Source organism: Mycobacterium sp. TH-M106, assembly GCF_057473765.1.
This window is the reverse complement of record NZ_JBYCLE010000082.1, coordinates 1-2,372: the sequence shown is the minus strand read 5'-3', so window position 1 is coordinate 2,372 and position 2,372 is coordinate 1. Positions and strand designations below refer to the sequence as shown.

The window sequence follows — 2,372 nt, the reverse complement described above, 5'->3', positions numbered from 1 at the left end:
TGAGTGAGTCGGCCAGGTGGGCGGCGAGCGCGGCCGGCGTGGGGTGGTCGAGGACCAGGGTTACCGGCAGGGCCAGGCCGGTGTGTTGGTTGAGGGTGTTGCGTAGTTCCAGGGCGGTCAGCGAGTCGATGCCCAGGTCTTTGAACGGACGGTCGGGATCCAGCGCCGCCGGGTCGGGGTGGGCCAACACGGCGGCGGTGGTCGCGGTGACCATCGCGGTCAGAGCGTGGCGTCGCTCTTCGGGGGTCTGAGCGGCCAGCTGGGCCTGCAGACTGCGGGCGCTTGCGGCGCTGGCGCGGGGGCGGCTGGTGGTCAGTGTCGACAGGATCGAGGGGAGGGCGTGGTGGCGGGCCTGGCGGGTCAACGCGGCGACGTTGAAGGGGCTGGCCAGCACGTTGGGCCGTTGAGTGGCGAGTGCGGCGTCGAACAGGGCCAGGCCGTGCTCGTCGGTGATGGGGGTCAGGCCGGTGCGGGCCAGGCGGGTCAGGTCGGTGGTGGACAGGTGCGCGGTCATGCCGCTGGGGGTTTGCCAGTAACCCCAGGCCAGGCTGGTGGCCGTGAGTTGGGAGTGGTGGCGCTGGCGGGCCAGCGCGTCCAGGAAGGCGTTGGCGGCCGCATAGTTGGCCTGCCCCGGGCTGCCCAAAATGCCTGCCGCCGAAGAGAACAACACGAAGGCGGCAAGGTCGCGGTCGGCGGTGAGGTGATGCAGATTCCAGGCGGCGTCGGCCTTGGCGGCCAGGACCGCGTCGAGTTGATCGGCGGTCATGTCGGCCACCGCGGCGTCTTCCAGGAGCCCGGCGGCGTGCAGGACGGCGGTCAAGGGATGCCGCGCGGGAATGCTGTCCAGCACCGCGGCCAGGTCCGCGGCGTTGGCGGTGTCACAGGCGGTGATGGTGACGTCGGCGCCCAGTCCGGTGAGGCGCTGCTGAAGTTCCGCTGCACCAGAGGCGGCCGGGCCGCTGCGCGACACCAGCAGCAGATGCGTGACGCCGTAGTGGGTGACCAGGTGTTCGGCGAAGAGCGCGCCGAGCATCCCGGTACCCCCGGTGATCAGCACCGTGCCCTCGGGCTCCAGCGCCGGGGGTGGGATCAGGACGATTTTTCCGGTATGGATTCCTTGACTCATGTCGCGGAAGGCCTGGGGGGCGCTGAGCAGGCCGTAGCTGGTGGTGGGCAGCGGCTTGAGGACATCGGCGTTGAAGAACGCGGATAGTGCTTTCCACGCCGGCTGCAGGGATTCCGCGGGGGCGCTGGCCAAATCGTAGGCCTGGTAGTCCACCCTGGGGTGGGCGGCGGCGACCTCGGCCGCCGCACGGATGTCGGTTTTGCCGATTTCGATGAAGCTGCCTCCGCGGGGCAGCAGCTGCAGTGAGGCATCGATGAACTCGCCGGCCAGACTGTTGAGTATGACGTCCATGCCCCGGCCGTCGGTGACGGCGCGGAAGGCGTCGAGGAAATCCAGGGTGCGCGACGAGGCGATATGGCCGGGGTCGACCCCCAGTTCGGTGAGCACGTGATGCTTGTTCGGGTGGGCAGTGGCGAAGACCTCGGCACCCAGGTGGCGCGCGATCTGGATGGCGGCCTGTCCGACACCGCCGGCCCCGGCATGGATGAGCACCCGCTGCCCCGCCGACAGCCCGGCGATCTCGACAAGGCAGATGTAGGCGGTCAAAAACGCCACCGGCACCGATGCGGCCTGGGTGAACGACCACCCGGCCGGGACCGCCACGACCATGCGCTCGTCGGTGATCGCGGTCGGCGCGAACGCGTTGTCGGTGAACGAGCCCATCACCGCATCCCCGGGACGCAGCGAACTCCCGGGCGCGACCTCGAGGACGATCCCGGCGGCTTCGCTGCCCATGTTCTCGTCGGCGATGGCGCCCAACGCCACGACCACATCATGGAAGTTCAGCCCCGCTGCCCGGATCTGAACGCGGACCTGACCCGGCCCCAGCGTGTCGGGCGTCGTGGGGGCCAGGGTCAGGTTGCTCAAGTCGCCCCTGCCGGAGCTGGCCAACTGCCAGTCGGGAACATCCGGTGGGGTCAGTGTCACGGGGCGGGACAGGCGGGGGATGTGGGCGACACCGTTGCGCAGGGCCAGTTGCGGCTCGCCGGCCGGTCGCGTCGCGGCGATGGCGAGCAGGTTGTCGTGGGTGGCGGTGGTGTTGTCGATGTCGAGCACGACGATACGGTCGGGGTGTTCGTTTTGGGTGGTGTGGATCAGCGCCGAGACCGCGGCCTGGGCCAGATCGGGGGCACCGTCGAAAGCGTTCACGCTGACCGCATTTCGGGTGACGACCAGCAGGCGGGCGTGGGCGGTGTCGGGCCGGGCCAGCCAACTCTGCAACTGGGCCAGGACGTCGCGGGTCAGG

The 2,372-nt window shown here is 69.9% G+C and carries 1 protein-coding gene; it reads right to left on the bottom strand.

Features of this window, described 5'->3' with window-relative positions:
• On the bottom strand, window positions 1-2,372 hold a 2,372-nt coding region (locus AC2VOP_RS02780; protein ID WP_486959553.1), incomplete at both ends, for a type I polyketide synthase.